At 60.1% G+C, this 26511-nt stretch carries 24 protein-coding genes and 1 pseudogene; 10 read left to right on the top strand and 15 right to left on the bottom strand.

What is annotated here, in order from left to right; genetic code table 11:
• Positions 1-28: 28 nt before the first annotated feature.
• From AB6803_RS08640 to der, 3 genes are all read left to right on the top strand, one after another.
• Positions 29-610: an NnrU family protein gene (locus tag AB6803_RS08640; RefSeq protein WP_371108492.1), complete on the top strand. Its 582-nt coding sequence runs from the start codon at positions 29-31 to the stop codon at positions 608-610.
• Between the two features lie 213 nt (positions 611-823).
• A complete protein-coding gene (locus tag AB6803_RS08635; RefSeq protein WP_371108491.1) occupies positions 824-1507 on the top strand; it encodes a tetratricopeptide repeat protein in 684 nt (227 codons plus the stop codon).
• Between the two features lie 15 nt (positions 1508-1522).
• Complete coding sequence (gene der / locus AB6803_RS08630) at positions 1523-2950, top strand: ribosome biogenesis GTPase Der (RefSeq protein WP_371108490.1); 1428 nt, start codon at positions 1523-1525, stop codon at positions 2948-2950.
• Positions 2951-2962: 12 nt separating this feature from the next.
• On the opposite strand, the gene AB6803_RS08625 is transcribed toward der, so the two are convergent.
• The 8 genes from AB6803_RS08625 to AB6803_RS08590 form a co-directional block, all read right to left on the bottom strand.
• Positions 2963-3403: a MarR family winged helix-turn-helix transcriptional regulator gene (locus AB6803_RS08625; protein ID WP_371108489.1), complete on the bottom strand. Its 441-nt coding sequence runs from the start codon at positions 3401-3403 to the stop codon at positions 2963-2965.
• 262 nt (positions 3404-3665) lie between these two features.
• Entirely contained in the window at positions 3666-4772 is a 1107-nt protein-coding gene (locus tag AB6803_RS08620; protein ID WP_371108488.1) for a glycosyltransferase family 4 protein, read from the bottom strand.
• A gap of 123 nt (positions 4773-4895) precedes the next feature.
• On the bottom strand, positions 4896-5813 hold the full coding sequence (locus AB6803_RS08615; RefSeq protein WP_371108487.1) for a sugar kinase: 918 nt from the start codon (positions 5811-5813) through the stop codon (positions 4896-4898).
• Between the two features lie 94 nt (positions 5814-5907).
• Positions 5908-6894 (bottom strand): ABC transporter ATP-binding protein, encoded by a 987-nt coding sequence (locus tag AB6803_RS08610; RefSeq protein ID WP_371108486.1) that lies wholly within the window; start codon positions 6892-6894, stop codon positions 5908-5910.
• On the bottom strand, positions 6887-7882 hold the full coding sequence (locus AB6803_RS08605) for an ABC transporter ATP-binding protein (protein ID WP_371108485.1): 996 nt from the start codon (positions 7880-7882) through the stop codon (positions 6887-6889). Before AB6803_RS08605 ends, AB6803_RS08610 begins: the two co-directional genes overlap by 8 nt.
• A 1-nt stretch (position 7883) precedes the next feature.
• A complete protein-coding gene (locus tag AB6803_RS08600) occupies positions 7884-8801 on the bottom strand; it encodes an ABC transporter permease (RefSeq protein WP_371108484.1) in 918 nt (305 codons plus the stop codon).
• Complete coding sequence (locus AB6803_RS08595; RefSeq protein WP_007692419.1) at positions 8798-9721, bottom strand: ABC transporter permease subunit; 924 nt, start codon at positions 9719-9721, stop codon at positions 8798-8800. The genes AB6803_RS08600 and AB6803_RS08595 overlap by 4 nt, the downstream gene beginning before the upstream one ends.
• Before the next feature lie 48 nt (positions 9722-9769).
• Positions 9770-11350 carry a peptide ABC transporter substrate-binding protein gene (locus tag AB6803_RS08590; protein WP_371108483.1) on the bottom strand — a complete coding sequence of 527 codons (1581 nt, stop codon included), beginning with the start codon at positions 11348-11350 and terminating at the stop codon, positions 9770-9772.
• A 297-nt stretch (positions 11351-11647) separates the two neighbouring features.
• Between AB6803_RS08590 and AB6803_RS08585 the strand changes: the two genes are divergently transcribed.
• Both AB6803_RS08585 and AB6803_RS08580 read left to right on the top strand, forming a co-directional pair.
• Positions 11648-13294 (top strand): alpha-glucosidase family protein, encoded by a 1647-nt coding sequence (locus AB6803_RS08585; RefSeq protein ID WP_371108482.1) that lies wholly within the window; start codon positions 11648-11650, stop codon positions 13292-13294.
• Between the two features lie 238 nt (positions 13295-13532).
• The gene (locus AB6803_RS08580) at positions 13533-14426 is read left to right on the top strand and encodes a hypothetical protein (RefSeq protein WP_371108481.1); all 894 of its coding nucleotides are present in this window, start codon (positions 13533-13535) and stop codon (positions 14424-14426) included.
• Between the two features lie 28 nt (positions 14427-14454).
• On the opposite strand, the gene ade is transcribed toward AB6803_RS08580, so the two are convergent.
• The 7 genes and pseudogenes from ade to AB6803_RS08545 form a co-directional block, all read right to left on the bottom strand.
• Positions 14455-16152 (bottom strand): adenine deaminase, encoded by a 1698-nt coding sequence (ade, locus tag AB6803_RS08575; protein WP_371108480.1) that lies wholly within the window; start codon positions 16150-16152, stop codon positions 14455-14457.
• A 96-nt stretch (positions 16153-16248) separates the two neighbouring features.
• Entirely contained in the window at positions 16249-17577 is a 1329-nt protein-coding gene (locus AB6803_RS08570) for an aspartate aminotransferase family protein (RefSeq protein ID WP_371108479.1), read from the bottom strand.
• A gap of 446 nt (positions 17578-18023) precedes the next feature.
• The gene (locus tag AB6803_RS08565) at positions 18024-18341 is read right to left on the bottom strand and encodes an ArsR/SmtB family transcription factor (RefSeq protein WP_371108478.1); all 318 of its coding nucleotides are present in this window, start codon (positions 18339-18341) and stop codon (positions 18024-18026) included.
• Between the two features lie 306 nt (positions 18342-18647).
• A pseudogene (locus tag AB6803_RS08560) lies at positions 18648-19205 on the bottom strand (HugZ family protein); the annotation flags it as partial.
• Positions 19206-19244: 39 nt separating this feature from the next.
• The gene (choV, locus tag AB6803_RS08555; RefSeq protein WP_371108477.1) at positions 19245-20294 is read right to left on the bottom strand and encodes a choline ABC transporter ATP-binding protein; all 1050 of its coding nucleotides are present in this window, start codon (positions 20292-20294) and stop codon (positions 19245-19247) included.
• Positions 20291-21136 (bottom strand): choline ABC transporter permease subunit, encoded by an 846-nt coding sequence (choW, locus tag AB6803_RS08550; protein ID WP_371108476.1) that lies wholly within the window; start codon positions 21134-21136, stop codon positions 20291-20293. The genes choV and choW overlap by 4 nt, the downstream gene beginning before the upstream one ends.
• 180 nt (positions 21137-21316) lie before the next feature.
• Positions 21317-22273, bottom strand: coding sequence for a choline ABC transporter substrate-binding protein (locus AB6803_RS08545; protein WP_371108475.1), 957 nt, complete (start codon positions 22271-22273; stop codon positions 21317-21319).
• 235 nt (positions 22274-22508) lie between these two features.
• Here AB6803_RS08545 and AB6803_RS08540 point away from each other — a divergent pair, with 235 nt between their 5' ends.
• The 5 genes from AB6803_RS08540 (at position 22509) to AB6803_RS08520 (ending at position 26456) form a co-directional block, all read left to right on the top strand.
• Positions 22509-23090, top strand: a complete 582-nt coding sequence (locus tag AB6803_RS08540; protein WP_371108474.1) for a thymidine kinase — start codon at positions 22509-22511, stop codon at positions 23088-23090.
• Between the two features lie 96 nt (positions 23091-23186).
• On the top strand, positions 23187-23573 hold the full coding sequence (locus tag AB6803_RS08535) for a cytochrome c family protein (protein ID WP_371108473.1): 387 nt from the start codon (positions 23187-23189) through the stop codon (positions 23571-23573).
• 63 nt (positions 23574-23636) lie between these two features.
• Positions 23637-24026: a VOC family protein gene (locus AB6803_RS08530; RefSeq protein ID WP_371108472.1), complete on the top strand. Its 390-nt coding sequence runs from the start codon at positions 23637-23639 to the stop codon at positions 24024-24026.
• A gap of 117 nt (positions 24027-24143) precedes the next feature.
• Positions 24144-25190, top strand: a complete 1047-nt coding sequence (locus AB6803_RS08525) for a hypothetical protein (RefSeq protein WP_371108471.1) — start codon at positions 24144-24146, stop codon at positions 25188-25190.
• A gap of 126 nt (positions 25191-25316) precedes the next feature.
• On the top strand, positions 25317-26456 hold the full coding sequence (locus AB6803_RS08520) for a DUF2333 family protein (protein ID WP_371108470.1): 1140 nt from the start codon (positions 25317-25319) through the stop codon (positions 26454-26456).
• The last annotated feature ends 55 nt before the right edge of the window (positions 26457-26511 follow it).

The raw sequence follows: 26511 nt of genomic DNA, 5'->3' as shown, positions 1-26511 counted from the left end.
CGTTACAACGGCAAAACAGGATTTCCTCATGTCATTGCTTATTCTCGGCATCGTTCTTTTCCTTGGCCTCCACCTGATCCGCGTCGTCGCGCCGGGTTTCCGCAGCTCGATGATCTCCGGCCTCGGCGAGTCCGGCTGGAAGATCGGTTATTCGATTGCCAGCGTCCTGACGCTGATTCTCCTGATCTACGGTTTCGGTCAAGCGCGCGATATGACCCCGATCTGGTCGCCGCCATTCTGGATGAGCCACATTACGATCCTGCTGATGCTGTTCGCGATGATCTGTCTTGTCGCCTCGCTGTTGCCGGCGGGGCATATCGCGGTCAGGATGAAGCATCCGATGGTGCTCTCGGTGAAGATTTGGGCTTTGGCGCATCTGCTGTCCAATGGCGATGGTGCCGCGATGCTGCTGTTTGCCGCCTTCCTCGCCTGGGGTGTCATTCTCCGGATTTCGCTGAAGAAGCGCGAGCGCACCGGCGAAATCGTGCTGCGCCCGTTCGTGTCGGCCAAATACGATCTGTATGCGGTCGTCATCGGTGTCGTTGCCTGGGGATTGATCATTTGGAAGCTGCATGCGTGGATTATCGGGGTTTCGCCGCTCGTTATGTGACGATTTCTGCCATTCCCCCTTACAACGGCCGTAAAATGGGATAGAAGGCGCCAGTAGAGCGGATGATTTTAGGTCGAATAGACCTAAAATCTGAATCCGCTCTAGCATCATGAGAATAGAGCATGATGTCGTCCGAAAACCGCTCACACTTTTCGGCATCATGCTCTAACCCATAAGCTCTTTGGAATAATTTGGCCTGGGCCGGAGACGAGAATGGCATTCAATGACGACAGCTTCATCCGCGAGGTGAACGAGGAACTGCGTTCGGACCAATTGCGGTTCGTATGGCGCCGTTTTGGCCGGGTTATCATCGGCGCTGCCGTGCTTATCGTTGTCGGCACCGCCGCCTATAGCGGCTACCGCTACTGGTCTGGTCAGCAGGCAGGCAACAGCGGCGATCAGTTCATTTCCGCACTGACTCTGGCCGATCAGAACAAGACGGACGAGGCGCTGGCAGCCCTTGCCGCCATCGAGAAGGATGGCAGCGGTTCCTATCCGCTGTTGGCGCGCATGCGCGCCGCCACGCTGCAGGCACAGAAGGGCGATACCGCCGGTGCCGTGGCCGCTTTCTCGGCGATCGGCAAGGAAACGGGTCTTCCGACGGTTATCCGGGATGCGGCTCGGCTGCGCGCCGCCTATCTGCTGGTCGATACCGGTACCTATGATCAGGTCGCGGCCGAGGCGCAGGAACTGGCGGTGCCCGCCAACACGTTCCGGCATTCGGCACGCGACGTATTGGGCCTTTCCGCTTACAAGGCAGGCGATTTCGCCAAGGCGCGGCAGTGGTTCCAGGCGATCGTCGACGATCCCCAGAGCCCGCGCAATGTCGGCAATCGCGCCCAAATGCTGCTCGACCTCATCACCGCATCCGGCAAGGCTCCGGCTGCAAACGGCTGAAGGGTAAATCATTAAATGAGTTTCACGGTTGCGATCGTCGGTCGCCCGAATGTCGGCAAGTCCACACTTTTCAACCGCCTGGTTGGCAAGAAGCTGGCGCTTGTCGATGACACGCCGGGCGTCACGCGGGACCGTCGTCCCGGCGAGGCCAAGCTTATCGATCTCCGCTTCCGCATCGTCGATACCGCCGGTCTCGAAGAAGCGGACGAAGAGACGCTCGAAGGCCGCATGCGCGCCCAGACCGAGCTGGCGATCGATGAGGCCGACCTGACGCTGTTCGTGGTCGATGCCAAGATGGGCTTGACCCATGTCGACAAGACGCTGGCGGAAATGCTGCGCAAGCGCGGTCGCCCCGTCGTGCTGGTTGCCAACAAATCTGAAGCGCGCGGCTCCGACAGCGGCTTTTACGATGCCTATACGCTCGGTCTCGGCGACCCTTGCCCGATCTCGGCCGAACATGGCCAGGGAATGATGGATCTGCGCGACGCGATCGTCGAGGCGATCGGTCATGATCAGGCTTTTCCGCCCAGGGATGAGGAAGCGGAGACGAATGTCAGCATTCCGCGTTCCGCCGTCGGCGAAGACGGCGAGGAGATCGACGAAGAGCCTGCCTATGATGAGACCCGGCCGCTGCGCGTCGCCATCGTCGGCCGCCCGAATGCCGGCAAGTCGACGCTGATCAATCGCTTTCTCGGCGAAGACAGGCTGCTGACCGGCCCGGAAGCCGGCATCACGCGCGATTCCATTTCGGTCGACTGGACCTGGCGTGGCCGCACCGTAAAGATGTTCGATACCGCCGGTATGCGCCGCAAGGCCAGGGTAACCGAGAAGCTGGAAAAGCTCTCCGTCGCCGATACGCTGCGCGCCATCCGTTTTGCCGAGACCGTGGTCATCATTTTCGATGCCACCATTCCCTTCGAGAAGCAGGATCTGCAGATCGTCGATCTGGTTATCCGCGAAGGTCGCGCCGCCGTGATCGCCTTCAACAAGTGGGACATGATCGAGGATCGCCAGGCCGTGCTTGCGGACCTTCGCGAAAAGACCGATCGGCTGCTGCCGCAGGCGCGCGGCATCCGCGCCGTGCCGATCGCCGGCCAGACGGGTGACGGCCTGGATCGGCTGATGCAGGCGATCGTCGACACCGATAAGGTCTGGAACAAGCGCATCGCCACCGCCAAGCTCAATCGCTGGCTGGAAACGCAGCAGGTTCAGCACCCGCCACCGGCCGTTTCCGGACGGCGCATCAAGTTGAAATACATGACACAGGTCAAGGCACGTCCGCCGGCCTTCATGATTTCCTGCACGCGCTCGGATTCTCTGCCGGAATCCTACGTGCGTTACCTCATCAACGGCCTGCGCGCGGATTTCGCCATGCCGGGCGTGCCGATCCGCATCCATTTCCGCACGTCGGAAAATCCCTACGAGACCAAGAAGAAGCGGTGACGGCCTGAAGGATCAGGCCGCGCTCTTATTCAGCGCTTCGCGCAGCGTGACGATTTCCGCCTTCAACCGCGTCAGCTCGGCTGCGGTCGTGTTTGACGCATCCAGGATGCAAGGGGGAATGGTGGCGGCTTTGGTCTTCAGCGCCGTTCCTTCGCTCGTCAGGCGGATCAGCACCTGCCGTTCGTCTTCCTTGCTGCGAGTTCGCTGGATGAAGCCCGCGGCTTCGAGACGCTTCAGCAGCGGCGTCAGAGTACTTGATTCGAGAAACAGCTTCTCACCGATGCCGCCGACCGTCTGGCCATCCTCTTCCCACAGCGTCACCATGACGAGATATTGCGGGTAGGTGAGGTTCAGCTCGTCAAGCATCGGTTTGTACAGCCGGTTCATCGCATGGTTCGCCGAATAGAGGGCGAAGCATATGAAGTTATCCAATTTCAATAGGTCGTCGGTCATCTCTAACACTCCGTAGGGAGCCTATTTAAGTCGTGCGATAAACAATCGTAATCATAAAAATGCACGACTGCCATGCATGGTTCCCGATTTCCTGAAAAATGGTTGCTGAATTTCGCGAGCGCCGTTTGCCGGGCACGCGGGAGCTGATCGTGACGCGGACTTCGTTCCTCATCGTCTAATCGGGTCGAGGACAATATCGAGCTGATCCGTGTCCTGCACGGCGCGCAACAATGGCCGCCGGTCGATAGCGAATAGCAGGAACCTAGTGTTTGCGAACCAACGTTCGGCCGCGATGGTTGGCGACGCGGACGTTGCCGATGAATTGCGTCGTGGCGGCTTCCCAGGAATAGTTGAGCGCCAGCGCGCGAGCGGCCTCGCGGGAGGAGGAGAGTGCGGCGCGGCAGGCTTCTCCCAGATCGTCGTTGACGACGCCAGCGGTTTCATCGCCACTGAGAATGTCGGCGGGGCCGGTGACGGGGTAGGCGGCGACGGGGACTCCGCTTGCCAGCGCTTCGAGGATGGCATTGCCAAATGTGTCGGTCTTCGACGGGAAGACGAAGACGTCGGCCTGCGAATAGGCGTGCGCAAGGGCCTCACCGAACTTCGAGCCGAGGAAATGCACTTTCGGATAGAGTTTCTCCAGTTCGGCGCGCGCCGGGCCGTCGCCGACGACGACCTTTGAGCCCGGCAAGTCGAGATCGAGGAAAGCCGGCAGGTTCTTTTCCAACGCGACGCGCCCGACGGTCATGAAGATCGGGCGGGGCAGGCCGAAGGGATTGTCCTCCAGCGGCTGTGGGCGAAACAGTGTGGAATCGATGCCACGGCTCCAGGGCAGCAGATTGGAGATACCCTTCTGCTTGAGCTCGTAGGCAAGGCTCGGTGTTGCGACCATGCAGCCGAAGCCGGCATTGTGGAACCATTTGACGAAGGCATAGAGCCAGCTCTGCGGGATCGGCAGCCGGGCGGCGACATATTCAGGGAAGCGGGTGTGGTAGCTCGTCGAAAACGGCATGCCGTTCTTCAGGCACCAGCGCCTGGCCGTCAGTCCCAGCGGACCTTCCGTGGCGATATGCACATAGGTCGGCCGGGTTGCTTCGATCCTGGCGGCAACCTTGCGGTAGCTTGCGATCGACAGGCGTATTTCCGGATAGGTCGGGCAGGGAATGTTGCGGAAGCCTTCCGGCGTGATCATGGTCACCTCAATGCCCATGCGCGCCAGTTCGCGATTGGTGTTTTCGATCGAGCGGACGACACCGTTCACCTGCGGATGCCAGGCATCGCTGACGATGAGCAAGCGTTCGGGCACTGCGACCGGAGTTGCAGCCTGATCCCATATCTCGTGATCGATGTCCGACAAACGTTGCAACATGTCCAAAACGTTCCATCCGCACCGCACCCTCATGGTGCCGGTACAACCAAATGCGGTGCAACAAAGGTGATTCCCGCGCCTGTTCTATTGTGCGGGTTGTCCATGATGGAAATATTACAGCGCTTAGCCGGCCAGCTGGAGCTTTTCCGGAGGCACCAGGGCGCCATGTTCCTGGATCACCTTCGCGGCGATCTCTGCGGCGAAACAAGCGGCGGCGACGGGATCGTCATGCTCCAGATAATGGGCGAGGAACGCGCCGTTGAAACTGTCGCCGGCGCTGGTGGTATCGACAACCTTGGCGACTTTCACCGCCGGAACCAGCGTCTCGCCAACGTCGGTGCCGATGGTCGCGCCTTCGGGACCGTTCTTGACGACGACCATATTGGCGCCGTGTTGCCGATAGCGACGGATGGTGCCGGCAATCGAGTCGTCGCCGAAATGCGCCGCTTCATCGTCGAAGCTCGGCATGACCAGCGTCGAGGCGCGAGCGCCTTCGCCGATCAGGGTGTGCATGGCGTCGAGGCTCGACCAGAGGCGAGGGCGGATATTGGGGTCGAAGGCCACCAGCTTGCCGATGGCCTTGGCGCGGCGGAGCTCGGCGAGCAGCGTCTCGGCATCCTCATGCGGGAGGATCGCCAGGGTGATGCCTGAGAAATAGAGGACGTCGGAGGCTTCGATCGCGGTACGCAACTGGTCGCCGTCGGCGGCGAGCTGGCGGGCGGCGGAGCTGTCGCGCCAATAGCTGAACGAGCGTTCGCCGTCCTTCAAGTTGATCATGTAGAGGCCAGGCGTCTTGCCGCGAAGGCGGCGGATATTGGCTGTGCCGATGCCATGTGCAGTCATGAAAGCGAGCATCTCGTCGGACATGGCGTCATCGCCGAGCGCGGTGAAATATTCGACTGACCAATCCTGTGGCAGGCAGGCGCGGGCATACCAGGCGGTGTTGAACGTATCGCCGGCAAAGCCCTTGCGCAGGTGACCGTCCTTGGCCTGCGACAGCTCCACCATGCATTCGCCGATCGATAGAAAACGCCCGCCCAAGACTTGCCTCCCGCAGTTTGCCTGCTTGCTGCATACCCGCATGGGGCCGCTTGGGCAAGGTGGACGGCGGGCTCCGCCGTCCACTTTTGCAGCCTTATGGCAAGTCCATATGATAGCACGCCGCGGTCTGGCCGGGGCGCACCTGCTCGGTCGGCGGCGCCTTCGTCCGACAGATATCCGTCGCCTTCCAGCAGCGCGGCGAGAAGACGCAGCCGGGCGGCGGATAGAGCAGCGAGGGCGGATCGCCCTGCAGGCGGATGCGCTCGCGACCGCGCGCCAGTTTCGGATCGGGGATCGGTGCCGCCGAGAACAGCGCCTGCGTGTAGGGATGTGCCGGATGGTCGAAGACGGTAGCGGCAGAACCTGCTTCCACGACCTTGCCGAGGTAGAGCACCAGCACGTCGTCCGAGATCAGACGCACGACGGAGAGGTCGTGGCTGATGAAGATCAGCGTCAGGCCGAACTCTTTGCGCAGCTTGCGCAGAAGCGTTATTACCTGGCCCTGGATCGAGACATCGAGGGCCGAGACCGGCTCGTCGCAGACGATCAGTTTCGGCCGTGTGATGACGGCGCGGGCAATGCCGATGCGTTGTGCCTGTCCGCCGGAGAACTCATGCGGATAGCGATTGATCATCTCCGGCACCAGGCCGACCGCCGCCATGATCTCACGGACGCGGTCCTGACGCTGTGCTCTCGTGAGCTTCGGCTCGAAGACGGTCAGCGGCTCCGCGATGATGTCGCCGACGGTCATGCGCGGGTCGAGCGAGGCGATCGGATCCTGGAAGATGATCTGCATGTCGCGACGGGCGGCACGCATTTCCTCTTCGGACAGATCCAGGAGGTTGCCGCCCTGCCACATGATGCGGCCCTTCTGCGCCTTGATCAGCCGCAGGATGGACCGGCCGAGCGTGGACTTGCCGCAGCCGGATTCGCCGACGATGCCGAGCGTGCGCCCGGTCTTCAGCTCGAAACTGACGTCGTTGACGGCCGTCAGGATCAAGGGCGGTTTGAAGAGAGATTTCGAGGGAAGCTCGAATTCGGTGGTCAGGTGCTCGACCTTCAGAAGCGTTTGCTCAGCCATGGACGAGGCTCCGTTCCTGATTAGCCGAAAGGGGATGGAAACAGGCGGCGCAACGCTGTGATGCCAGCTGATTGAGCGGTGGCGCCGCATCAAGACAGTCGTCCTGTACATGGGCGCAACGCGGCGAGAAGGCACAGCCGCGCGGCAGGTGCATCAGGTTCGGCGGACGGCCGGGAATGACGGCGAGATCGTCGACGTCCTGGTCCGGCCGGGGGATGGAGGCATGCAGCGCCGCCGTATAGGGATGAGCCGGATTTTCGAACAGCTCCTCGACCGGTGCTTCCTCGACAATGCGACCGGCATACATGACGGCGACACGGTCGGCGAGGCCGGCGACGACGCCGAGATCATGGGTGATCATCACCAGCGCCGTGTTCATCTCCGCCGTCAGCTCGTTGAAGAGATCGAGGATCTGGGCCTGGATGGTGACGTCGAGCGCGGTGGTCGGCTCGTCGGCGATCAAGAGCTTTGGCTTGGTCAGCAGCGCCATGGCGATGACGATGCGCTGGCGCATGCCGCCGGAGAGCTCATGCGGATAGAGGTTGAAGCGGCGCGAGGGGTCGGGAATGCCGACACGCTTCAGCATGTCCAGTGCGGCCGTCGAGGCAGCGCGCGCGGACAGCCCACCATGGACCTCCAGCTGCTCCGTCAGTTGTCGGGAGATACGCAGCGATGGATTGAGGGCCGTCATCGGGTCCTGGAAGACCATCGCCACATCCTTGCCGCGCACGTGATCGAGTTCGCGCGGCTTCAGTTTCAGGATATCCTTGCCGTCCAGCAGCGCCTGGCCGCTGGTACGGCCGTTCTTGGCGAGCAGGCCCATCAGGCCGAGGAAGGTCTGGCTCTTGCCGGAGCCGGATTCGCCAACGATGGCAATGCGTTCGCCACGGCCGATCTTCAGGTTCATTTTTGAGACGGCGGCAACTTCACCCTCCGGCGTGCGGAAGGTGATAGAGTAGTCTTTGAGTTCGAGAAGTGTTTCTGTCATGTCAGCGATCCTTCGGATCGAAAGCGTCGCGCAGGCCATCGCCGATGAAGAGCAAGCTCATCAGCAGGGCAACGAGGAAGCCGGCGGGGAAGAACAGCAACCAGGGCGTGGTCTCCATGCCGGCCGACCCCTCGGCGATCAATGTGCCGAGCGAGGTCAAGGGTTCCTGCACACCGAAGCCGAGATAGGACAGGAAGCTTTCCGTGGCGATGATCTCGGGAATGGTGAGCGTTGCATAGATGACGACCGGCCCGACGAGGTTCGGAACGATATGCTTGAGGATGATCTTGAACGGACGCTGGCCGGAGGCCCGCGCCGCCTCGATGAATTCCCGCTGTTTAATGGACAGCGTCTGGCCGCGCACGATGCGGGCCATGGTCAGCCATTCAAGCGCGCCGATCGCCGCGAACAGCAGGTAGACGTTGCGGCCGAAGATCACCATCAGCAGGATGACGAAGAGCACGTAGGGCAGCGCGTACATGATATCGACGAAGCGCATCATGATGGCGTCGACACGGCCGCCGAAATAGCCCGAGACGGCGCCGTAGAGCACGCCGATGACGACCGAGACCAGGGTGGCGACGAGCGCGACGGTCAGTGAAACACGCGTGCCGTAGAGCGTGCGCGCTAGAAGATCACGGCCGTTACCGTCAGTGCCAAAGTAATGGCCGGCGGCAAAGTCCGGTGCGCCGCGGAAGGAGGTCCAATCCGGATCCTCGTAGTTGAAGGGAAGCAAGCTCGGGCCGACGATGGCGATGAGCACCAGCAGTGCCAGCACAACAAGGGAAAGTGCTGCCGCCTTGTTGCGCAGCAGGCGGCGCATCGCATCGCCCGAGAGGGAACGTCCTTTCGGCGCGAGCCCCTCGGCTGCAAGCAACTCCGCTTCCAGTAGTTCTCGTTTGGCGGAATTGAGGATCATCGCATTCTCACTTTCGGGTCGAGCCAGGCGTAGGCGATATCAACGATGAGGTTGAGGACCACGATCAGGACCATGTAGAAAATGACCGTGCCGAGGACCATGCCGTAATCGCGATTGAGCGCCGCACCGACGAAGTAGCGGCCGATGCCGGGAAGGCCGAAGATGCTTTCCACCACCAGCGAACCGGTGAGCAGATAGCTTGCCGCCGGCCCGAGATAGGAAACGACGGGCATCATCGCCGGCTTCAGTGCGTGACGCATCACTGTCAGCCGCGGGCCGATGCCCTTGGCCTTGGCTGTGCGGATGAAGTTCTGGCCCATTACCTCGATCATCGAGCCGCGCATCAGGCGTGAGATGCGCGCCGCGTGTGGCAGGGTCAGAACGATGATGGGCAGGACCAGGAACCGGATCGAGCCGTCGCCCCAGCCGCCGACCGGCAGCCAGCCAAGCGTGTTGCCGAAGATGAGCTGAAGGATCGGGGCAATCAGGAAGCTCGGCATGACGAGGCCGAGAAGTAGGCCTCCGCCCAGCCAGTAATCGGCGCTGCGGTTCTGATACAGCGCCCCAAGACAGCCGACGAAAACGCCGATGACCGTGGCGAGCACGAAGGCCGCGCCGCCGATGGTCAGCGTGTAGGGAAAGCCGGACATGATTTGCTGGGTGACAGTGAAATCCTGGTTGGCGAAGGAGGGGCCAAGGTCGCCCTTCAGCACATCGCCGACATAGATCAGATATTGCTCGACCAGCGGCTTATCGAGATTGTAGTGGGCCGCGAGGTTGGCTTTGACTTCCGGCGGCAATGGCCGTTCGCCATCGAAAGGGCCGCCAGGAGCGAGGCGCAAAATGAAAAAGCACACTGTCACGGCAATCCACAAGACGGGGATTGTCGACAGCAGACGACGGAGAGCGTAACGGAACATGGGTGCGTTGAGGCCCCGCCCGGCAAGAGCGGGCAGGGCCTTTTCCTATTATTGTTTGATGGACAGCCAGCGGGTACGGTGAATGTCCTGAATATTGTCCACGAAGCCCTCGACCTTCGGTGCAACAATATTCTGCGAAACATAATAGTAGATCGGGATCGCCGCGCTGTCGTCGAGCGCCAGCTGTTCGGCTTTCTTGTAGATCTCGGCGCGCTTCTTCAGATCGATCTCTTCGTTGCCCTGCTTGATCAGCGCATCGTAATCCTTATTGCTCCAGCGGCCGTAGTTCATCTCGACGCCGGTCGACAGCAGGTTGAGGAAGTTGATCGGGTCGTTGTAGTCGGCGAGCCAGCCGGCACGGCCGATCTGCACTTCGCCGCGCTGCATCTCGTCGTAATGCACCTTGGTTTCGGTGTTGTAGAGCTCGATTTCGACGCCGAGCGGCTTCCACATGGCGGCGATCGCCACGGCGATACGCTTGTGGTTGTCGTTGGTGTTGTAGCGCAGCTGCGCCTTCAGCGGATGGTCGGGGCCGAAGCCTGCTTCCTTGAGCAGTTTCTTGGCCTCTTCGACCTTCTGCTTATAGGGCTCGTCCTTCCAGCTGACATAGGCCGGTTCGCCGTAATTGGCAGTGCCTGGCGGAACCCAGGAATAGGACGGCAGTTCGCCGGTACCGAGGATCTTCGGGCCGATAACTTCGCGGTTGACGGCCATGGAGAGGGCCTGGCGGACGCGCTTGTCGTTGAAGGGCGGCTTGGTGGAGTTCAGGACGTAGTAATAGGTACCGAGGAACGGAACGACATGTGCCTGACCAGGAAGGTTCTTCTGGATCCACTCATACTGGTCGGCGGGGAAGGAGGTCAGAATATCGAATTCGCCGGCGCGGTAGCGCTTCAGCGCCGCAGCCTGATCTTCCAGCGTATAGTAGTTGACGTTGTCGATCTTGATGTCCTTGGCGCCGTAATACTGGTCGCTCTTGACCATGCTGACATGCGAACCAGGCACCCATTCCGTGGGCTTGTAGGGGCCGTTGGTGACGATGTTGCCGATCTTGACCCACTCGTCGCCCTTGGCTTCCACGACATGCTTCGGCACCGGATAGGCGGTGTAGTGCATCAATGCGTTGAGGAAGTAGGGGGTGGGGTTTTCAAGCGTGATTTCCAGAGTCTTGTCATCGATCGCCTTGACGCCGAGCTGGCTGAGATCCTTGATCTCGCCCTTGTTGATCTTTTCCGCGTTCAGGATCGTATATTGCAGGTAAGCATATTGCGCGGCGGTCTTGGGATCCATCAGGCGCTGGAAGGAGAAGACGAAGTCGCTGGCGGTCACCGGTGTGCCGTCCGACCATTTGATACCGTCACGCAGCTTGAAGGTATAGACTTTCTGGTCCGGGGAAATGGTCCAGCTTGCAGCCTGCCCAGGAATGGGGTTGTCCTTGGGATCTTCGGTCACCAAGCCTTCGAAAATATCGCCGTCGATGCGGTTTTCCCAGTCGCCGGAAATCTTCTGTGGGTCGAGCGACGTGGGGTCGCCACCGTTGTGGATATTGAGGGTCGCCGCATGTGCAGAAATGCTCAATAAGGTGCCGACGAACGCCGACGCGATGAATTTTCGGGTGAAATAAGCCATGTATATCCCCACCTTTCTGGAGTTACGGACCTTGTTTTTTCAAGGTTATTTTAGTTCCGCAGATGACCTGGACGTGCAGGTCAATGTCGCAAGTTATCTGATGCGACGTCGCTTTCAAGCCCCCCTGACAAATCGTCACTGGCGGCGGAGAAGTTTCTACCCTTGAGAGTTTTGCGAAATCAGCCTCATAAAACCTCCGCGTTTAATTCGAGTGACAGCTTCTCCGATTGGCGGCTTGCCGCCTCTGGCTTAGTGTGCGACTTGAAAGAACCCTTATGAAATCGAGGCGGATTGTTGATGACATCAGCGAGCAAGGTGGCGGCAGCCGATTGGTGGCGTGGCGCGGTAATCTATCAGGTCTATCCGCGATCGTTTCAGGATACCGACGCCAACGGGCTCGGCGATATCAAGGGCATCACCCGCCGCTTGCCGCATATCGCCTCGCTCGGTGTCGACGCCATCTGGCTGGCGCCGTTCTTCACCTCGCCGATGGCGGACATGGGCTATGACGTCGCCGATTATTGCGACGTCGATCCGATCTTCGGGACGCTCGCCGATTTCGACGAGATGATGACATCGGCGCATGCGCTCGGTCTCAAGGTCATTATCGATCAGGTCATCTCGCACACCTCGGACCGCCATCCCTGGTTCGTCGAGAGCCGGGCAAGCCGCGACAATCCCAAGGCGGACTGGTATGTCTGGGCCGATCCGAAGCCGGACGGCACGGCGCCGAACAACTGGCTGTCGATCTTCGGCGGGCCGGGCTGGGAATGGGACGGCGTGCGCCGGCAATATTACCAGCATAACTTCCTGACCTCGCAGCCGGACCTGAATTTCCACAATAGCGAAGTCCAGGATGCCTTGCTCGCCACGGTCAGGTTCTGGCTCGATCGTGGCGTCGATGGCTTCCGGTTGGATACGGTCAATTACTATTTCTGCGATAAGGAGCTGAGGGACAACCCACCGGCTTTGACGGCCATTGGCGGTCTCGATGCGCCGGAGAGCAATCCCTATGGCATGCAGAACCATCTCTACGACAAGACGCAGCCGGAGAATATCGGCTTCCTCAAGCGGTTCCGCGCGCTGCTCGATCAATATGAAGGCCGCGCGACCGTCGGCGAAGTCGGCGACGGCGCCCGCTCGCTGCAGACGGTGGCCGCCTATACCAGCGGCGGCGATAAGCTGCATATGTGCTACACCTTCGATCTGCTCGGGCCGGATTTCACGCCGGCGCATTTCCGCCGCTGCGTCGGTGATTTCCAGGCCAATGTCGCCGACGGCTGGGTCTGCTGGGCCTTTTCCAACCACGATGTGCAGCGTCATGTCAGCCGCTTTGCGCTGACGGCGGAAGAGCAGCCGCGTGTTGCCAAACTGGCGATTTCGCTGCTGTCGACCCTGCGCGGCTCGATCTGCCTCTATCAGGGCGAGGAGCTTGGCCTGCCGGAGGCGGAACTGGCCTTCGAGGACCTGCGGGATCCCTATGGCATCCGCTTCTGGCCGGCCTTCAAGGGGCGCGACGGGTGCCGCACGCCGATGCCCTGGGAGGCGAGCCGCGCGCATGCCGGCTTCACCACGGCGGAGAAATCCTGGCTGCCAGTGCCCTATCAGCACGCAGCACTTGCCGTCGACAAGCAGGAGGCGGATCCGCAATCCGTGCTGCACCACTATCGCCAGACACTGGCCTTCCGGAAGCAGCATCCGGCACTGCTCGATGGCGAGATGACCTTTCTCGACACCAAGGAAGACGTACTCGCCTTCACGCGCAGGAAGGGCGATGAGACGCTGCTTTTCATCTTCAATCTCTCGCGCAAGCCCGCAAAGGTCGCCCTGCCGGATGGGATGACGGTGGCGAGGGCTGTACCGATGCCGGGTTTTGGGGCGGGCAATGACAACGACGCGATAAAGCTGGCCGCGCTGGATGTGTTTTGCGGCAAGTTAGAGTGATCAAGCGCGCAGGCGTTTGACGTCGCGCTGTGAGCGCGAAGTTTCTGCTTGTAAATTTCAGCGCTACTTTAGCTGGCGGAAACTTTTCCGGCTGGACAAATGAATCTGCCTCCCTAATTTGTGCACCAAGACACGCGCAGATCGCATCAGTATTGCAATTGACCCAATCACCGGTAGGACATTCAAGGAATGTCCATTTTCATCCTTCGTCAACAGCTTGAAAAATGGCAGGTCAAATATGGGATTAGCACCGCTTACCAGGCCAGTGGGCCAAACGCCGCAAACCGATTTGGATCGCTTCCATCTGATACCGCTCTCCAGTTGCCCGATTCTGGGCGGTGACAGGGCGTCGGGCGTGGTTTTTTCCGGTCGTTCTTTTGACGCGGCGAGCGATAACTCGCTCTCCTGCTGCGGCCGCTACAATCTCCAGAACAGCCTGCATCAGGGTGTCGCCGGGATCGTGAACGATGGATCTGTCATCTTTGCCGTCAACAGCTGGGTCAGCGGCCGTCGCTGCACCGTCATGGGTGCATTCGATCCGCTGGGCAAGCCGGTCGCCCCTACCAAGCCGCAGCAGGATTTGCTCGGAAAGTATTTTCCGACGACCGAACGCCCCATCGTTCTCGACACGAAGGCCAAAAGCGACATCGGCTTCAGGACGAATGGACTTAATCCGAGCGGCGGCGTCTATGTCGGCAACAAGACGATCATTTTTGACGTCCATGCACGCCTGGCCGACGGCAGTAAACGCTCGCTGGAAGCCGGCGCGACGGTGACGACGGATTTTGACGGCAAGGTTCGAGGTCAGGCTTATACGCTGGCTGCCAAAGACGGCAGCGCTTCGCTGGCCGGCGGCTATGAGCGCAAAGGCACCCAGACCATCGAGAGTCTGGACGCTTCCTGGGACAAATGGTCTTTGGCAGGTAAACGCTCCAGAGATGGAGCGAACAAGGATCGCCAGGTTGATTTCTCTTATCGTGCTACTGACAAGATAACGATCAAGGCCTCCTGGAGACCGGACGTGAAGCCGCCATCGGCGCCGCCGCGGATGACCTCCTATTCATTCGACAATCCGCCGGCAGTGCCGAATTACAGCAATTACATGATCACGCTCGAAATAAAGCTGCCCTGATATCGGTTGCAGCTCTCCGGTCGATTGATCAGCCGATCAGCATGAATTTGTCGACATCCACAAGACCCCGGTCCGAGATCTTCAGATGCGGGATGACCGGCAGCGGCAGGAAGGCGAGCTGGAGGAAGGGTTCTTCCAGCGTCGCGCCGAGGGCATAGGCTGCCTGGCGCAGATGATGCAGCGTGTCGCGCACGCTTTCATAGGGCTCCAGACTCATCAGGCCGGCAACGGGCAGAGCGATTTCGCCGGTGACGACGCCATTTTCGACGACGACGAAGCCGCCGTTAATTTCGCTGAGGCGGTTGGCGGCGTGGGCCATGTCGTCCTCGTTGACGCCGACGACGCAGATATTGTGGCTGTCATGGCCGACGGTCGAGGCGATCGCACCCTTCTTCAGGCCGAAGCCCTGAACGAAACCATTGGCATGGTTGCCGTTCTTGCCGTGGCGCTCGATGACGGCGACCTTGATGATGTCGTTGCCGAGGTCGAGGTCGGTCTGGTTGCCTTTGAGAGGCAGGCGGTAGCGGCGGTGTTCGGTAATAATCTTGCCGGGGATGACGCCGATGACCGAGCTTTCGCCCTCTGCGACCGGCACACCGAAATCGGCGGCATTGATCGGACGCGCCCGCACGCTGTCGAGGCCGACGGGGGTGACCGGCTTGCGGGTGGCGAATAGCTCTGTCGTGACACGACGGCCCGCTGAGAACACCGTCTCTGCCTTGCAGCTCTCCAGGCTGTCGATGATGACCAGATCGGCGCGCCAGCCGGGCGCCACCAGGCCGCGATCGCGCAGGCCGAAGGCGCGAGCGGCGGAGATCGAGGCGGCGCGATAGATCGCCAGCGGCTCGACGCCATGGGCAATCGCGGTGCGGATCATATAATCGAGATGGCCCTGCTCGGCGATGTCGAGCGGATTTCGGTCGTCGGTGCACAGCGCCAGATAGGGCGACAGGCGCTCGGTCAGGATCGGCATCAGCGCATGCAGGTCCTTGGAGACCGAGCCTTCGCGGACGAGAATGTGCATGCCCTTGCGGATCTTTTCGAGGGCCTCTTCGGCGGTGGTCGATTCATGCTCGGTGCGGATGCCGGCGGAGAGATAGCCGTTGAGATTGTTGCCGCGCAGCAGCGGCGCGTGACCGTCGATATGGCCATCCTGGAAGGCGTCGAGCTTGGCCATGCAGATGGGGTCTTTATAGACGACGCCCGGGAAGTTCATGAACTCGGCAAGGCCGATGACCTTGGGATGGTCTCGGAAGGGCAGCAGCTTCTCGATGGGCAGATCGGCGCCGGAAGTCTCCAGATGCGTCGCCGGCACGCAGGAGGAGAGCTGAACGCGGATATCCATGATGGTCTCGAGCGCGCTGTCCAGGAAATACTGGATGCCCTCCGTGCCGAGGACATTAGCGATCTCATGCGGATCGCAGATGACGGTCGTCACGCCATAGGGCAGGACGCAACGGTCGAACTCATGCGGCGTCACCAGCGAGGATTCGATATGCAGGTGCGTGTCGATAAAACCGGGGACGACGATCCGGCCGGAAATGTCGATCTCCTCGCGGCCCTGATAATCGCCGCAGGTGCCGACGATCCGGTCGCCGCAAATGGCGATGTCGGAAGCGACGAGTTCGCCCGTCACCAGATCAAAGAACCGCCCGCCTTTGAGCACGATATCCGCCGGCTCCCGGCCGACGCCCTGGTCGATATAGCGTTCGAGTTTTTCCGACATATTCATCCCTCGCATAAAGTTCGCCCCTCATATCCGACCATTCTGCATTTGCAACAATGGGGATATGAGGGGCGCCGATTTCTTGAAGACTAAGCTTCAGATATTATTCTGCAAGATCTCCCGGAGCTTTCCGAAGAGTTCGTCGATGTGGTGTTTTTCGATGATCAGCGGAGGGGAGAGGGCGATGATGTCGCCGGTGGTGCGGATCAGCAGGCCCTTTTCATAGGCTTTCAGGAATGCGGTGAAGGCGCGCTTGGTGGGCTCTCCGGCGATGGGGGCGAGTTCGATGGCACCGATCAGACCGGTGTTTCGGATGTCGATGACGTTGGGGCAGTCCTTCAGGGAATGGAGTGCGTCGGCCCAATAGTCCGAAAGCTCGGCGGCGCGGGTGAGCAGGCCTTCGTCCTTGTAGGTGTCGAGCGTGGCAAGTGCCGCGGCTGCGGCGATCGGGTTGCCGGAATAGGTATAGCCATGGAAGAACTCGATCATGTGCTCGGGTCCTTGCATGAAGGCGTCATGGATTTCCGAGGTGACGAAGACCGCGCCCATCGGGATGACGCCGTTGGTTAGGCCCTTGGCCGTGGTGATGATGTCGGGGGTGACGTCATAATATTGGGCGGCGAAGGGCGTGCCGAGGCGGCCGAAGCCGGTGATGACCTCGTCGAAAATCAGCAGGATGCCGTGCTTGGTGCAGATTTCGCGCAGCTTCTGCAGGTAACCTTTCGGCGGAATCAGCACGCCGGTGGAGCCGGCGACCGGCTCGACAATGACGGCGGCGATAGTGGAGGCGTCGTGCAGCGTGACGATGCGCTCCAGTTCGGAGGCGATATCGCCGCCATGCTCAGGCTCGCCGCGGGTGAAGGCGTTCTTGCCGGGAACATGGGTGTGGGGCATGTGGTCGACGCCGGTCAGCAGCGTGCCGAACATCTTGCGGTTGGTGACGATGCCGCCGACGGAAATGCCACCGAAATTGACGCCGTGATAGCCGCGCTCGCGGCCGATCAGGCGGAAGCGGGAGCCGTTGCCTTTCACACGATGATAGGCAAGCGCCACCTTTAGTGCGGTCTCGACGGATTCAGAGCCGGAATTGGTATAGAGGACATGGTTCATGCCCTCGGGCGCGATATCCACCAGCCGGTTGGCCAGTTCGAAGGCTTTGGGATGGCCGAGCTGGAATGCCGGCGCATAGTCGAGCTCGCCTGCCTGCCGGCTGATAGCTTCGGTGATCTTCGGGCGGCAATGTCCGGCATTCACACACCACAGCCCCGCCGTTCCATCCAGAACCTGCCGCCCATCATGGGTGGTGTAATACATGTCCTTGGCGCCGACGAAGAGGCGCGGTTCCTTCTTGAACTGGCGATTGGCCGTAAACGGCATCCAGAAGGCGCTGAGATCGTTGGGGGCGGCGTTCAGACGGTCGGACATGTTGTTCTCCATGGCCATTCGGGGGCCATTTCCCGATCGCGGCGTAGCGTCGCTTGGTTATTTTACTCTCTGGTCAAATTATCAGCGACCCCCTTGGCGTCAAGGTGAAGCTGACGTGCGAAGACAGGGTAGTTGTCCGAATAAAGAGTAAAATATGGGAGTTTCGTTTTTAGTCCTGTTCTGTCTCGTCTCGTCTTGTTTGCGAAGCGCAAATCAGATCAGATCGTACCAATCGCGGAAAGAAGCTGCTGGCGAACGCGACGGGGCCGAGAAGCGTATCGCGCGTATGCAATATGGGGGCTTAACACGAAAAAGCTGGCAAATTCGGAAATTTGCCAGCCAAATCAGATATATATGTGTGGTCATGAAAACAGCTTGATCTCAAGGATGGAAATGTACCGTCCCCCTGAGAATCTCACCGGCAGTCCTAGAGCCTGTTTTGGCTCTTAAGCAGCCGTTCTACTTTTTTCCGGTTCACAATAAATGTCTTCCAGCGTTTCCAGGACCCGAATGACCGACTCCGAAGTGCTGGAGTAGTAAATGGTTTGAGCATCGCGGCGAGTCTTTACCAGCTTCTGGGCACGGAGCTTCGAAAGGTGCTGGGAAAGCGCAGATTGGCTAAGTCCCACTTGGTTGGCCAATACGCCGACCGGGACTTCACCCTTGACCAAACTGCAAAGAATCATCAGGCGCTTGGGATTCGCCATTGCGGATAGTAGTGCTGCTGCCACGTTGGAGTGGTCAGCCAAATCTCTTGTTTTCATCTCTTGATCTTCCTAATGCGGAGCGTACATCAGAAATTGCGAAATTTCCAAACCGGGGAGCTAACCCGATAGCTAATAATACCAAGTTGGGTGAAAGATTGTATATACCTAAATTTAAGGTATCGAGTATGCTATTTTAGATATGTATCTTATAAAGAGGCTCCCCGCCCATATGGGTGGGACGTATTTCTACTTGAGTGTCGCATTTCTCTAAATTAGGTCGATTTCCGCCATATCCAGGCCGTAAATCCGCTACCACCCACTCATTTTTCCCCTCTGACCCACCCGTGATGACCAAGGCTACTTTGGGCGGCGGGCTACTAATTCTCGCACTGTCGCATCTGCCTCTTTCGCGAGCATCTCGTTAGCCGCCGAAAGAATCATCAGGTCGGTGCCTGGCAAAACATAGGCTTTGCCGAAGCCGCCATTGAGGCTGGCGGTAAGCGGGACAAGGCGGAAGAAGCCGAAATCCGGAAAATCGACATAGAGCTTCGCCTTGGGATGGTGGCCAAGAAAGCGTGAACGGATGCGTTCATGCAGCGGATCCCCGCGATCGATACGTTCGGCGCTGCATTGAACGCTGAGGCGCGGGTGGGCGAGGGGGTCGCCCTTGCCGGGCTCGCCGAAGAGAACCGAGGCGCGGGGATCCTTCGACAACGCCTTGGTATGGGCCGAAAGGCCGGAGACGAGGATGACCGGCACGCCGTCGATATCGGTGCCGGTCAGCACGCGGCTGACGGAGGGAAAGCCGGTCTCGGGGTCGATGACGCCAAGTGCCGCGTAACGGGCCGAGCGCAGCAGCATACGCGCCTGCTCGCGCGCTTTGTCGTCGGTTTCCCGCAGCACGGACGGCTTGTCGCTCATCGTTTCTCTCCCGCAGGATAAAAGAGCAGTCCGGGCGGACTACTCCTTTCGCCGGTGACTGGTGAGGCCAGCCACGACATCCTGGGCGGAAATCGTCCCGATAATCACGCCGTTGTCAACGACGCCGATGTTGCCCGGTTGGCGCGTCAGCGCGTCGAGGATGTCGACGAGCGGCGTCGAGGCCGTCGTCGTGGCGATGACCGAGCCGCTATTGGCGGAATGGCTGAGGCCCTGCTGCATGACATCGCGCGCCGTCAGCATGCTGATGGGGTTCATGTGCTGCACGAAGTCGGCGACATACTGGTCAGCGGGGTTCCTGACGATTTCCTGTGGCGTGCCGCACTGGATGATGTGGCCGCTCTCCATGATGGCGATGCGGTTGCCGATGCGGAAGGCTTCGTCGAGATCGTGGCTGACGAAGAGGATCGTCCGCTTCAGGCGGCGCTGGAATTCCAGAAGCTCGTCCTGCAGGCGGGTGCGGATCAACGGGTCAAGCGCCGAGAATGGCTCGTCCATGAGCAGGATCGGCGCGCCGGTGGCAAAGGCGCGGGCGAGGCCGACACGCTGCTGCATGCCGCCGGAGAGCTCATTGACGCGGCGGCTGGCCCATTGCGTCAGGTTGACGAGTTCCAGCTGTTCATCGACACGTTTCTTGCGCTCAGGCTCCGGCACGCCGGCAAGCTCCAGGCCGAAGCCGACATTGTCGGCAACGGTGCGCCAGGGGAGCAGCGCGAACTGTTGGAACACCATGGAGACGGTGTGCATGCGCAGGTCGCGCAGCGTCTTGGGACTACAGTCATAGGGATTGACCGGCCCGGTCTTGGTGTTGACGACGACATTGCCGCGCACGACCGGGGCGAGACCATTGACGGCGCGCAGCAGCGTCGACTTGCCGGAGCCGGACAGGCCCATGAGTACGAGGATTTCGCCTTCCTCGATCTCAAGCGAGGCATTGGCGACACCGAGCACCATGCCAGTGGACTTGCCGATCTCGTCGCGGGTTTTTCCTTCGTCCGCAAGCTTGAGGGCGGCCTCGGGACGGTCGCCGAAGATGATGCTGACATTATTGAAGGCGACGGCAGTGGTCATGAGCGGTCTCCTTCGCCGGGTGCACGGAACATGCGGTCGAGAATGATTGCGAGAATGACGATGCAGGAGCCGGAGTCGAAGCTCTTGGCGACATTGACGCTGTTCAGTGCGCGCAGCACCGGCACGCCGAGGCCAGGCGCGCCGACGAGGGCGGCGATGGACACCATCGAGAGCGACAGCATGATTGTCTGTGTCAGGCCCGCCATGATCTGCGGCATGGCGAAGGGTACTTCGACCTTACGCAGCACCTGTTGCGGCGTCGCGCCGAAGGCCTCGGCCGCTTCAACGAGGGAGGGTGGCGTCGAGATGATGCCGAGGCGGGTCATACGGATCGATGCGGGAATGGCGAAGACGACGGTGGCGATCAGGCCCGGCACCATGCCAAGGCCGAGCAGGATCATCGCCGGCACCAGATAGACGAAGGTCGGGATGGTCTGCATCAGATCGAGGATCGGCCGCATGATGGCGTAGAGCCACGGGCGGCGAGCGGCGGCGATACCGAGGGGGACGCCGACGAGCATACAGACGAAAGTGGAAGCCAACACCAGGGCAAGCGTTTCCGTCGTCTCCTTCCAATAGCCCTGGTTGACGGTGACGAGCAGGCCGATGAAGGTGAGCGCGGTGACCGCGACACTCCGGCGCATCCAATAGGCGATGGCCGCGATAACGACGATGACGATCAGGGGATGCGGCGCCTGCAAGAGGAACAGCAGCCCTTTGATCCCGTGCGAAGCGACGAAGGAAAGGCCGTCGAAAAACCATATGAAATTGGTCGTCAGCCAGTCGACGACGGCTTTGGCCCAGGGGCCGATGGGGATGCGATAATCGGTTAACCAGTTCACGTCTTTGCCCACTCTTGGGGCGGCGTTTCCGGACGTCTTGGGTCGTTCCGGATACGGCCGCCGGAGAATAACGGCCTATGGCGCCACATGGGTCGCTACCCGATGCTCGGCGCTATAGGAGGGAAGCAGTCTGTCCATGAAGAGAAAGGGGCGGTTGAGCCGCCCCTTATCCCCTCGATGTTACAGGCCAAGCTTGGCCTTGACTGCCGCAAGCCCGTCACCGCCATCCTTGGTGGTGACGCCGGCGAGCCAGGGGGTGATTGCCGTCGGATTGGCCTTCAGCCATTCCGTTGCAGCCACTTCCGGTTCCTTGCTGTCGTTCAGGATCTTGCCCATGATCTCGTTTTCCATCGGCAACGAGAAGACGAGATTTTTGACGAAGGTGCCGACATTCGGGCATTCATGCAGATAACCGGCACGGACGTTGGTGTAAACCGTCGCGCCGCCGTAGTTCGGTCCGAAGACGTCGTCGCCGCCGGAGAGATAGGTCATCTTATAATTGCTGTTCATCGGATGCGGGGCCCAGCCGAGGAAGATGATCGGCTTGCCTTCCTTGTCGGCGCGGGAAACCTGGGCAAGCATGCCCTGCTCGGAGGATTCGACCACTTCGAAGCCCTTGAGGCCGAAGGTGTTTTTGTCGACCATGTCGATGATCAGGCGGTTGCCGTCATTGCCCGGCTCGATGCCATAGATCTTGCCGTCCAAGTCGTCCTTGTGGGCGGCGATATCCTTGAAGTCCTTGATACCGAGCTCGGCGCCCTTTGCGTTGGTCGCCAGCGTGTACTTGGCGCCTTCCAGGTTGGCACCGACGGTTTCGACCGACTTGTCTTCAGCGAAAGGCTTGATGTTCTCGGCCATGGAGGGCATCCAGTTGCCGAGGAAGACGTCGATGTCCTTGTTTTTCAAGGATTGATAGGTCACCGGCACGGCGAGTACCTTGACGTCGGTGTCGTAGCCGAGAGCCTTCAGGAGGATCGAGGCCGTCGCCGTGGTGGAGGTAATATCCGTCCAGCCAACATCGGCGAAGTGTACGGTGCTACAGCTCGCCGGTTCGGCGGCGGAGGCTGCGGTTGCGCCCAGCGTGAGCGCGGAAAGGGTTGAAGCGAAGGCAAGTGCGGTAAGTGTCATTTTTATCATTACGTGACTCCCAGTCTAACGTTCCCAAGCAACCACCAATAACCGAGATTTACAAGCGATCTCCGCGTATTTGCGCCGGTTTGGAGGGGCTGATTGCGACGCCCCGTATTTTTCCGGTCGAGTGTCACCTGGCTGATCCCGTATTGCGTGAATCCACGGTAAATCCTGTGGTTTTCGCCAAATGCGTCTTTCCTTCGTGTGACGGAGCACTCATGAAACGATCAAGGAGAACGTCATGGCCAAGCTCTATTTCCATTATTCGACGATGAATGCCGGCAAGTCGACCATGTTGCTGCAGGCCGCTTACAATTATCAGGAGCGCGGCATGCGTACCGCGGCCTTTATCGCTGCGTTGGACGATCGCGCCGGTCGCGGCAAAATTGCGTCGCGTATTGGTCTGACGATGGATGCCATACCGTTCGATGCCGCCGACGATCTCTATGCCTTGGTCGATAAAATGCATGCCGATGAGCCTCTGGCCTGCGTCTTCGTCGATGAGGCGCAATTCCTGTCGCATGAACAGGTCTGGCAGCTTGCCCATGTCGTCGATCGCCTTGATCTGCCTGTCATGACCTACGGGCTACGCACGGATTTTCATGGCAAGTTATTTCCGGGCTCGCAGGAGCTGTTGACCATTGCCGACGAGTTGCGGGAAGTTCGGACGATCTGCCATTGCGGGCGCAAGGCGACGATGGTGGTGCGCCTGGATTCGGCCGGCAAGGTGGCGCGCGAAGGCGCGCAGATCGAGATCGGCGGCAGCGACAAATATGTTTCGCTCTGCCGTCGTCACTGGGAAGAGGCGATGGCGGAGGAATAGGGCCGCCCGCGGTATTGCGTCATCCGGCAAGAGACCGCAAAAGTCTCTATGGTCGCGGCAACGGGATCGTCTCAGGATCCCGCGTCGGGAGGAACAATGAAATCGCTCTGTCTTGTGGCTGCGGCCAGCGTTCTTCTATCGAGCTCGGCCGCCTTTGCCGATGGCGACGCGGTCGCCGGCGCGGCGGTCTTCAAGAAATGTGCCGTCTGCCACACCGCAACTGCGCATGAGAACCATGTCGGGCCATCGCTGATGGGCGTGGTGGGTCGTCCCGTCGCCACCGTGCCGGACTATAATTATTCGACGGCGATGAAAGCATTCGGCGCGGACGGCAAGGTCTGGGACGAGGCGCTGCTCAGGAAATATCTGCCCAGCCCGCAATTCCTGGTCAAGGGCACGAAGATGACGTTTCCGGGTTTGAAGAGCGACAAGGATCTCGACAATCTCATTGCTTATCTGAAGAGCCCGGCTGTTGCACAATAAAGGCTGAGAGTCTCTGTCGAGCATTTGTGAACTTATTTTCTCAAACTCTGTCGGTGAGAAGCGATGCGCTTTGTGAATCCCATTCCGTTTGTTCGCGATATAGACCATTCGAAGGAATTCTATAGCAAGCGGCTCGGCCTGAAGATCATGGAAGACTTCGGAAATTTTGTCCTTTTCGAAACTGGCTTTGCGATCCATGAGGGAAGGTCGCTTGAAAAGACGATCTGGCGGCAGAATGCCGACCCTGTGGAGGCTTACGGGCAAAGAAACTTGCTTCTGTATTTCGAACATGAGGATGTCGACGCTGCTTTCGCAAACATCGCACCGCATGCGGAATTGATACACCCCGTCGAAAAACAGGAATGGGGGCAGAGGGTCTTTCGCTTTTATGATCCCGATGGGCACGCGATAGAGATCGGTGAACCGCTGAGTGATGTATCCAAGGACAATTGACGTCGGAACACATGTGTCGCCCGACGGCCGAAGCCGGCAGGCAATATGCGTCCAGTCATTCTCTTTGCGCCTATAAGCGGCTAGTCTCGCCACCAATGGCAATTGAGAGACGCTTGCATGGTCAAGGCTCATTCCTTCGATGGCGAACTCGACAAGACGCGCGTGACGTTCGAAGATGCGATCAAGGGCTTGGATGCGGCAAACACCGTACTGGCCGGCCACGCCAGGGGCGACACCCGTCTTGAGGCCGTTAATTTTCCGGTGGAAGAGGCGCAGTTGCGCGAGACGCTTGAGCTGCTCGAGCGTTGGAAAACCTCGGGATTGTCGCTGGTCAAGGACCTCGATGCGGTGACTGCGGCCGCGGACTTGCAGCATCGGCGACTGTTTGACGAGAAGGCCGGGGCCGAAACGTCAAGCTGGTTCGGGCGCAGGATCGGCCAAGGGCATGTCAAGCCGGCGGCGATCGCGGCGGAACTGGAGGCGGCGCTGGCGGTGTCGGCGTCGCTTGACGCGTTGTTCAAGGAGGCTTGGCCGCTGTTGGTTCAGGCCTTTCGCCATTGCGAGGCGCATCTGGCGCGGCTCATCGAGCGGCGGCAACGCGCCGATTACGAGATCGAGGAGGTGCAGCGCCAGGCCGATGATCTGGCTCCGCGAATCCTGGATCGGCGAGCCGATGCTTCATCCGCCCGCAATATGGATGCGCAATCCGAATTGGAAACGGACTATCAGCGGCTATTCGCCGAGCAGAGTGATCTTCGCGCGCGGGAACACGCTTTGCAGCCTGGGCGGGCGGTGCTGCAGCGGCTCATCGATATCCATGAGGAGGTGGCGCGCGTTCTGAATGTGCAGATCGCCGCCATCAATGCGATGGCGGGTAAGCTTGCCGTCGACACCGAGCAGCGGATCGCCTTGCTGAAGGCGGTGATATCGGAAGCCGTGCCGCCGTTGCCTGACGTTGAAAGGCCGGCTCCGGTCGCCACTTTAATTGCGGCCTTCGAGGCGAATGTGCTCGCCGGTCATGATCTTGCAACGCGCAAGGAGCATGCCGACAAGGTCTTCAGGCGGCGGCTGGAACCAGCTCCATCGGCTGCGCCGGTGGCTGAAGGCGAGGAGCCGGTCGGGCCTGAGCCTGAGACCTCGTTATCGTCTACGATTGAAAAATGATATCAGCCGGTTGCCGTCTCCTGCGGAAACACATATCTGCATGGGCGTGAATATGTTGCGCGGTTTCAAAGTGTCCTTGCATCCTTTGCGTATCCGAAGGACTGCGGCTCTTTAGAGGAGACGTCCATGCTTGATTCGATTACTGCGTTCTTCAAGCGGATCGGCGCCGCCATCGCGCGGGGCCTCGGGCTTCTCGTCGTCGGGATCGTCTGGCCTTTCATGGCCGCTCACGGCTGGTATCAGCGGCGCAATTGGCTGATCAAGCTGCCGGTTGCCGCCTTCGTGACGCTGATGGCGGTGCTCTATATCTACTTCGTTTGGCAGACGCAGGTCTGGAGCGGCTTTGACGCCAATTATCCCAGCGTCTACAGGTTCGAGGACCGCAAGGTCGGGGCCGGACAGGAGTTGCCGGCAGCGAGCGGGCAGCAGATCGCAGCGACTGCGCCGAAAGCCTGTCAGACGTCTGGGACCGTCGATGTCACCGCCGATCTTATCGATTTCAATGTCAACCAGAACGCCTGGATCTCTTCGATGCTGCTCTTCAAGCTCGGATTTTTCGGCATGAGCTGGGACGACACGCCGTTTCTCGACAACAAGGCGGCCTTCCAGCGTGGCGTGAACCAGGCGGTGCGGCGCACCGCGGTGGAATTGGTCGACACGCTTGGGCGCGTGCGCGGTACGTCCGGCATTAACGGCGACCTGCAAAGCGCTCGCGGCAATTTGCAGTTCGACGAGGCGAGCTGGTATTTCGGCATGCGCCCCTTCGGTCCGAAGACGCCGACGCCGAGCTACTATCGCGCGGCGATTACCAGCCTGCGCAAGTTCAATACCGATCTCGGTACCTGCAACGCAGTCTTCGACGGCCGCGCCGACAACCTCCTGCAATTCATCGATCGTGTCGCCAATGATCTCGGCAGCACGTCGGACATCCTCGCGGAGCGATCCGAGAAGTATAATTACGGCTGGTTCGACACGCGCGCCGATGACCGTTTCTGGTTCGCCTATGGGCAGCTCTATGGCTATTACGGCATTCTGAGCGCCATCGAGGCCGATTTCCAGCAGGTCATCGCCGAGCGTAATCTCGGCACGCTCTGGGGCGGCACCATGAAGCAGCTGGAGGCGGCGCTACGCATCCAGCCGTTCATTATCTCGAACGGGCGCGAGGACGGCTGGATCATGCCGAGCCATCTGGCGACGATGGGCTTCTATATCCTGCGTGTGCGCTCGAACCTGGTGGAAATGCGCTCCGTCCTCGGCGGTCGCTAAGATGGCAGGGCGATCGTTGCTTGCAACGGTCGCCGAAATTTTACCGCGACATGCA

It is taken from the genome of Rhizobium sp. RCC_161_2, from assembly GCF_041355235.1.
In the GTDB taxonomy this organism is placed as follows: Bacteria; Pseudomonadota; Alphaproteobacteria; order Rhizobiales; family Rhizobiaceae; genus Rhizobium.
Note: the sequence above shows the minus strand (reverse complement) of the source record. Positions and strands in the feature narration are given on the sequence as shown.

Bases quoted from the DNA above. Each gene is read 5' to 3' on its own strand.
- AB6803_RS08590 (WP_371108483.1), bottom strand. From the start codon at position 11,350: ATGGCTTATTTCACCCGAAAATTCATCGCGTCGGCGTTCGTCGGCACC.
- AB6803_RS08625 (WP_371108489.1), bottom strand. From the start codon at position 3,403: ATGACCGACGACCTATTGAAATTGGATAACTTCATATGCTTCGCCCTC.
- AB6803_RS08580 (WP_371108481.1), top strand. From the start codon at position 13,533: ATGGGATTAGCACCGCTTACCAGGCCAGTGGGCCAAACGCCGCAAACC.
- choV (WP_371108477.1), bottom strand. From the start codon at position 20,294: ATGACCACTGCCGTCGCCTTCAATAATGTCAGCATCATCTTCGGCGAC.
- AB6803_RS08565 (WP_371108478.1), bottom strand. From the start codon at position 18,341: ATGAAAACAAGAGATTTGGCTGACCACTCCAACGTGGCAGCAGCACTA.
- AB6803_RS08600 (WP_371108484.1), bottom strand. From the start codon at position 8,801: ATGATCCTCAATTCCGCCAAACGAGAACTACTGGAAGCGGAGTTGCTT.
- AB6803_RS08535 (WP_371108473.1), top strand. From the start codon at position 23,187: ATGAAATCGCTCTGTCTTGTGGCTGCGGCCAGCGTTCTTCTATCGAGC.
- AB6803_RS08525 (WP_371108471.1), top strand. From the start codon at position 24,144: ATGGTCAAGGCTCATTCCTTCGATGGCGAACTCGACAAGACGCGCGTG.
- ade (WP_371108480.1), bottom strand. From the start codon at position 16,152: ATGTCGGAAAAACTCGAACGCTATATCGACCAGGGCGTCGGCCGGGAG.
- AB6803_RS08520 (WP_371108470.1), top strand. From the start codon at position 25,317: ATGCTTGATTCGATTACTGCGTTCTTCAAGCGGATCGGCGCCGCCATC.
- AB6803_RS08570 (WP_371108479.1), bottom strand. From the start codon at position 17,577: ATGTCCGACCGTCTGAACGCCGCCCCCAACGATCTCAGCGCCTTCTGG.
- AB6803_RS08640 (WP_371108492.1), top strand. From the start codon at position 29: ATGTCATTGCTTATTCTCGGCATCGTTCTTTTCCTTGGCCTCCACCTG.
- AB6803_RS08610 (WP_371108486.1), bottom strand. From the start codon at position 6,894: ATGGCTGAGCAAACGCTTCTGAAGGTCGAGCACCTGACCACCGAATTC.
- AB6803_RS08595 (WP_007692419.1), bottom strand. From the start codon at position 9,721: ATGTTCCGTTACGCTCTCCGTCGTCTGCTGTCGACAATCCCCGTCTTG.
- der (WP_371108490.1), top strand. From the start codon at position 1,523: ATGAGTTTCACGGTTGCGATCGTCGGTCGCCCGAATGTCGGCAAGTCC.
- AB6803_RS08540 (WP_371108474.1), top strand. From the start codon at position 22,509: ATGGCCAAGCTCTATTTCCATTATTCGACGATGAATGCCGGCAAGTCG.
- AB6803_RS08585 (WP_371108482.1), top strand. From the start codon at position 11,648: ATGACATCAGCGAGCAAGGTGGCGGCAGCCGATTGGTGGCGTGGCGCG.
- AB6803_RS08620 (WP_371108488.1), bottom strand. From the start codon at position 4,772: ATGTTGCAACGTTTGTCGGACATCGATCACGAGATATGGGATCAGGCT.
- AB6803_RS08530 (WP_371108472.1), top strand. From the start codon at position 23,637: ATGCGCTTTGTGAATCCCATTCCGTTTGTTCGCGATATAGACCATTCG.
- AB6803_RS08605 (WP_371108485.1), bottom strand. From the start codon at position 7,882: ATGACAGAAACACTTCTCGAACTCAAAGACTACTCTATCACCTTCCGC.
- AB6803_RS08545 (WP_371108475.1), bottom strand. From the start codon at position 22,273: ATGATAAAAATGACACTTACCGCACTTGCCTTCGCTTCAACCCTTTCC.
- AB6803_RS08635 (WP_371108491.1), top strand. From the start codon at position 824: ATGGCATTCAATGACGACAGCTTCATCCGCGAGGTGAACGAGGAACTG.